This is a genomic window from Micromonospora sp. KC721 (assembly GCF_004348355.1).
GTDB lineage: Bacteria > Actinomycetota > Actinomycetes > Mycobacteriales > Micromonosporaceae > Micromonospora.
Genome location: NZ_SMJY01000273.1, coordinates 1 through 6355, shown reverse-complemented (window position 1 = coordinate 6355; position 6355 = coordinate 1). Strand labels below are relative to the sequence as shown.

Below are 6355 nucleotides of genomic sequence, written 5' to 3'. Positions count from 1 at the left end.
GGCGGGGACGGCGCCGTACCCCCGGCTGTCTGGTCCGTCAGTTGCTGCGGCGACGCAGCTTCGCGCCCCACTGCGCCACGGTCACCAGCACCGCGCCGAGGCCGAGAGCGAGCGCACCGACCGCGCCGACGGCGGCGGTCGAGGCGCCGGTCAGCGGAAGTTCCTGGCTCGAGGACATGTTCACCTCCCTTCCTCACGCATCCGATCCGGCGGGGACCGCGAAGCGTGCGGGGGAGTCCCACACGCAGCGGTCCACTGTAGGTTGGCGGATGGCCTTGACCAGGGCATGCACCATGATCACCCGGTACAGCTGGTCGGCCACGACGATCACCGGCAGGAAGAGCAGGAGGCGGGGACGGCGCAGCCGCCAGGCGGCGAGCGCCACCCAGAGCGCGTGGCCGCCGAGCAGGAACAGCAGGCCGACACCGAGCCCCGGGCCGGCGGTCGCCAGCAGCCAGAGAGTCACCGGCGCGCCCGCCACGTACAACACCCAGTGCAGCATCAGCAGCAGGTACGCGCGGTCGAACCGGGTGTTGCGGCGGCCGACACGGTGCCCGATGACCCCCTGGAAGGTGCCCCACAGCCAGCGCAGGTTCTGCTTGTACCAGTCCCGACCGTTCGTCGGGTCCTGCAGGTGCGCGACGGCCCGGGGGGCGTACACCACCCGGCCCAGTCCGCGACGGTGCGTCTCCAGCACCCAGTACGTGTCGTCGACGATGTACGGCGGCTGCTGCGGCAGCAGCACGTCCAGCAGTTCTGTGCGGTAGAGCGAATTCGAGCCGGAGATGCAGTTCATCACATTGAAGTGGCTCTGCAACCGGCGGACGACGGCCTGGTAGTTCCAGTAGCTGTAGGCGCGTTTGGCCAGCCAGGGGTTCCACCGCCGCTCGCGGGGCCACCAGGTGACGTTGTGCCCGACCACGATCGCCACCCGTTCGGACAGCTGCTCGAGTGCCCGGTCGAGGAAGGCGGGCTCGACCAGGACGTCGTCGTCGAGGATGACGACCGCCCGGAACAGCCCACCCAGTCCAAACCGGACGTACCCCTCGTGCAGCGCGGCCGGCTTGCCCACGTTGCGCGTCAGTTCCAGTACGGCAGCCCCGGCCGTCGCGGCCTCCCGGGCGGTGCCGTCGGTGGAGGCGTCGGAAACCACGTACACCGGAGCGCCGGTGGCCCGGGCGGCGGAGACCGCACCGGCAATGGTGGTGGCCCCGTTGCGGCAGGCGATCAGGATGGCGATCTGGTTGGGGGCGACCGGCCGGTACCGGGGCAGCTGCGGCCGTTCACCCTGCCGGGCGACCGCCTCCGGGCGAAGCAGGCCGTACAAGAAGGCGCCGATGATCAGTAGCAGCGTGACCGTACCGAGAGTGACGGAGGACACGAGCAGCACTTCCCGCACGAGAAGTCCCATTTCGCAGGTGAGAAGGAGATGAAGGCCGCTCACATCGCGGCGCGACGGTAACGCTACGTGTTGCTTGAGTCTTCACCAATAGCCGCGAGTCGGATCTGACCGTTCGGTCAACCAGTCTCGTCCCGGCCGGCGGACCGGCCTGCCGACCGGTGCGGCGACCAGCCACCAGGGGGTGGCGGGCCGGTCGGCCGGGGCGTCCCGGCCGCCGCACGGACGATCATGCACCGGCTGTCGGTACGCACGACGGTGGCCGTCGACCCGCGGGTCGACGGCCACCGGGTGGCGCGATCGTTCAGATACCGGTCGCCCTGGTGCAGGAGGACGCCGGTGCCAGGTCGAAGTCGAGCGTGCCGACGATGCCCGCCTCGACCCGGGTGCGCTGCACCTCCGGCACCCAACCGTCCTTGGCGACGATCACCTCGTACCGGCCCTTCGGTAGCCACCAGGCGTAGCGGCCCTGGCCGTCGGCGGTCAGCGTCGTTCCGGTGGCGCCATCCACCCGGTTCACCCGGACCGTGGCCGGGATGGCCACCGTCGCGCCGCCGCAGGTGCGCCCGGTGACCGTGCCCTGGAGCTTGCCCCAGCTGGGTGGCGGTGACACGTTCATGGTCACCGCGACCGTCGGCAGCGGGTACGGGCTGTCCGCCCGCAGCCCCAGCCCGCCCGAGTACGCCCCGGGCTGCAGCACCCCGGCCTCGGCTGTCGCGGTCAGCGTGACGGTGACCGTCCGGGACTCCCCCGGTGCCAGCGTGAAGCTGCCCGGCGTGGTGGACAGCCAGGGCAGGTCGCTGGCCGTCACGCAGTTCTCCAGCCCGCCGAGCCGCTCGCTCTCCACGGATCCCACGAACGAGCTGGGCGAACCACCGATCTTGTACGCCCCGCAGGCGGCAGCGCCCCGGTACCGTCCGAACTGGGCGTTGGGCAGATCCCGCCAGGCCCCGGCGACCGGGTCGTAGCCGACCGTCCGGTTGGTCACCGCCGTCGAGTTGGCGGTCACCCCGCCGGCCAGCACCAGCATCCCCTTGGCCGAGGCGTACTGGGACGCCCACAGGTCGACCGGCAGGTTCGGCAACGGTTGCCACTGGTCGGTGGCCGGGTCGTACCGCCAGGCGTCGTTGTACGCGGCGGCGGCGGCGCCCCCGGCGCAGTACACCTGGGTACCGATGCCACCGCAGGACGTCCAGGAGACCGGGTGCGGATAGTTGGCCCCGGTGCGGAACGTGCCGCTGCGGACGTCGAACACCACCAGCTTCGCCGAATCCGTGCATTCGGCGTCGAGGCAGCCGCCGACCAGGTGTACCCGGTCACCGACCACGGCCACCCCGGCCGCGGCGGCGGGCGCCGGGTTCACCGCGCCGGCCAGGGTGCTCCAGGTGCCGGCCTGCGGGTCGAAGACGTCGACCGTCGGGTCGGGATTGCCGCCCGCGCCCCAGCCACCGATCACGTACAGCTTGCCGGACAGCGCCACGGCGGCTGGCTTGGACCGGGCGCGTGGCAGGTCGGGCAGGGCCGACCAGGCGCCGGTGGCCGGGTCGTACACCCAGGCCCGGCGCTCGGTGCCGGTGTCGCTGCCCCCGCCGACGGTGTACACCTTCCCGTCCAGGTTGGCCGCCGCGTTGTCGTAGATCGCCGCGGGCAGGTTGGCGACCCGGGTCCAGGCGTCGTCCGCGCTGGCGGCGGCGCCGGGGGCCCCGCCGCCGTACCCGATGCCGGTGCGTGCCTTGCTGATCCCCTTGACCGTCTGCTCGCGCAGCGGTGCGCCGGCGGAGGAGAGCAGCTCGAACCCGCCACCGCGCTCCAGCAGCTCCACCTCGGCCGGGGCGGTGCCGGTGTTACGCACCGTCACCCGGGTGGTCCGGGTGCTGCCGTACGGCTGGTGGGACTGAACCTCGCCGGTGCTGACCGTGAGCCGGCCGGCGGCCAGCGCCAGGTCGGCCCGGCGGACCTCGTCCGCGACCACGGTCACCTGCTTGGTCGTCGTCGCGTACGGCGGTCGCGAGGCGGCGAACGGGTGCGGGCCGGTCAGGCTGGAGAAGAGGTGGTAGAAGCCGTCCGGCAGGTTGGCGTCGTCCGGGGTGGCCACCGAGACGCCCCGGTCCGCCGGCCGGTCGACGCTGGTCACGGTCACCCCGTTGACCGCCGCGCCGGTGTTCCGGTCGGTGGTGTTACCGACCACCAGTCCGCCGGGCGTGGGGAGGCAGTCCCGGTTGACCAGTTCCACGTCGTCCACCTGCCACCACCAGGCGAAGGTGCCCTTGAACCGGAAGCGGACCAGTACGGCCGACGCCCCGGCAACCGCGGTCAGCGGCACCTCCTCGACCCGTGGCCCGCGGCGGCTGGTCGTCTGGTGCCAGACGTTGGTCCAGGTCGTGCCGGCGTCGGCGGAGACGTCCACGTCGGCGGTGTCGCTCACCCCGACCGCCCGCCAGTCGCTGCGGAAACGCAGCAGCGGCGCGGTCGAGCCGGACAGGTCGACCGCCGGGGTGACCAGGTCGGTGTCCTGGGTGTTGCCGGAGCCCAGCTTGTCGCTGTCGATGATCGCGAAGCCGCCGCTGCCGCCGGTCAGGTTGCCCCGCGCGCCCGGGTCGTCGAATGCCCAGCCGCCCCTGTCGGTGCGGTTGCGCACCGACCAGCCCTCGGGAGTGGCCCGGCCGTCGAAGCTCTGGGTCAGCATCGGCGCGCTGAGGCTGCCGGTGTACCCGGCGGCCGCGCAGGCGGCCTCGACCGGGACGGCGACATCCGCCGTCACCGCCGCGGCACCGGCGCTGACCTCCCGGGTCACCGTGCGGTAGCCCGCGTACCGGGCGGTGACGGTGAGCCGGTACGTGGCGTCGCCCGGCACGGTGAACGCGTACCGGCCGGTCACCGGGTCGGTGAAGATCGGGCCGCCGGGGCGGCCGGCGACGTCGATCCGCGCGTACAACGGCCAGCCGTGCCCGGAGCCGTCGGTGACCCGGCCGGTGACGGTGACCGTCGGCGTGGCGGCCAGCGCGAAGTCCCGGGTCACCGCGTCGCCCTCGGGGGCGGTGAGGGTCACCGTCTGACCGGCGAACCCGTACGCGGCCACGGAGAGGGTGACCTCGCCGGCCGGTACGGTCAGCGTGTACCGGCCGTCCGCGCCGGTGGTGGTGGCGCGTCCGTCCGCGTCGACCGTGGCACCGGCCACCGGCGTGCCGTCGGCCGCCGCGGTGACCGTGCCGGAGATCCGGGCCGCCGGGCCGCGCGGGGCCTGCCGGACCGCCGCGTACGCGTTGAGCCGGCCCTCGCCGAAGACGTTGTTGTCGTCCACGGTGCCCCCGCACTCCAGCGCCTCGACGTCGGACGCGGTGTCGTCCAGCAGCGCCTCGGTGGCCGCGACGTCCCCGCGCAGGGCGGGTGCGGCGGACCAGACCAGCGCGACGGTGCCGGCCACGTGCGGTGCGGCCATCGAGGTGCCGCTGTACGTCGCGTACCCGCCGGGCACGCTGGACCGGACGTTGCCGCCGGGCGCGGCGATGTTGGGCTTCACGTCCGGGCGGCTGGCGGCACCGCGGCCGGAGAACCGGGAGATCGCGCCGTTCGCGTCGTACGACCCGACGCCGTAGGCGTTGGGGTTGTCACCCGGTGAGCCGGCGCTGCCGCAGGCCGGGCCGCTGTTGCCGGAGGAGAAGGCCGGGAAGATGCCGGCGGCCCGCCAGGCGGCGATGGTCTGCTGGTACCAGGGGTCGCCGCCGCTGCCGCCCCACGAGTTATTGACGATGTCCGGGCGCAGGTCGGGGCGGGGGTTGCGGCCGGCGAGGTCGGTCGGGGCGAGGACCCACTGGCCGGCGGCGAGCAGTGAGGCGTCGGTGCAGCCGTCGTTCTCGCAGCCCTTCGCGGCGATCCACTTGGCACCGGGGGCCACGCCGACCTGGTTGCCGGCTCCGTCGTCGCCGACCATCGTGCCCATGGTGTGGGTGCCGTGGCCGTCGTTGTCGCAGGGAGCGGTGGTCGGGCAGACGCGGGCCGGGTCGTACCAGTGATGGTTGTGGTCGACGGAGCCGTTGCCGAGGTTGCCCCGGTACGCCCGGCCCAGTGCGGGGTGGTCGAACTGCACGCCGCTGTCGATGTTCGCCACCACCAGACCTTCGCCCCGGACGCTGAACTCGTCCCAGACCTGGGGAGCGTTGATGCTGGCCAGCCCCCATTCCGCGGCCTTGGTGCCGGCCCGTGCGCCAGTCCGTTCGACGGGTCGGATCAGCGGGTAGCTGCGGGTGGGCGCGATCCGGGCCACGTCGGGCCGGGCGGCGATGGTGTCCAGCAGGGCGCGGTCCCCGGTCACCCGCAGCGCGTTGGCGATCCAGTACGCGGTGTGGGGTGCCTTCCGTGCCTCCAACGTCGACCGCAGGTCGCGTTGGGTCCGTTCGGCCGTGGTGGTCAGCAGCCGGTGCACCTCCCGGGCCCGGCCGTCGGCGCCGCGTACCCGGGCGGCCTCGGCGAGCGGGGCCTGTTCCTTGAGGTAGACCAGGAAGGTCGTGGTGTCACGGGTGGCCAGCGCGTCGAGGACCGGGCGGTCCACGGTGGCGCGGGGCGGGGGCGGCGCGGCCACGGCGGGCACAGCCGGTTGGGCGGTGATGCCCAGCAACGCCGCCGCGAGCACGGCGACGGCTCTCCACCGGACGGGCCGTCCGGTCGATCGTTCGTACACGTTTCCTCCCCACGTCGTCGGTCCCGATCGGTTCGGGTCCGAACCGCGCGGGCCGGGGTCGCGGCCAGCGCAGCGGGTGGGGCGGCGGTTCGGTGATGGCGGATGTCGCCGCCACGTCCGCTGTGAACGATGCTCTGCTGCGGAACTACCGCGATCAATCAATCGCGTCGGTCAGTATCTGGTCAGTAACCGGGCGCTACGCTGTTGTCGCCATGCTGAACGTGCCGTGACGGGTTCCTCGCGGTGGGTCGGCTGGCGGGTGACGGGGCGGCCTGGGG

General features: G+C 73.3%; 3 protein-coding genes. All 3 read right to left on the bottom strand.

What is annotated here, in order from left to right:
* Nucleotides 1-37 precede the first annotated feature (37 nt).
* The 3 genes from E1182_RS31380 to E1182_RS28380 all read right to left on the bottom strand — a co-directional run bounded on the left by E1182_RS31380 (nucleotide 38) and on the right by E1182_RS28380 (nucleotide 6077).
* Nucleotides 38-178, bottom strand: a complete 141-nt coding sequence (locus E1182_RS31380) for a hypothetical protein (RefSeq protein WP_165942749.1) — start codon at nucleotides 176-178, stop codon at nucleotides 38-40.
* A 15-nt stretch (nucleotides 179-193) separates the two neighbouring features.
* A complete protein-coding gene (locus E1182_RS28385; protein WP_132270805.1) occupies nucleotides 194-1411 on the bottom strand; it encodes a glycosyltransferase family 2 protein in 1218 nt (405 codons plus the stop codon).
* A gap of 292 nt (nucleotides 1412-1703) precedes the next feature.
* Nucleotides 1704-6077 carry a S8 family serine peptidase gene (locus tag E1182_RS28380; protein ID WP_132270804.1) on the bottom strand — a complete coding sequence of 1458 codons (4374 nt, stop codon included), beginning with the start codon at nucleotides 6075-6077 and terminating at the stop codon, nucleotides 1704-1706.
* Nucleotides 6078-6355: the final 278 nt, after the last annotated feature.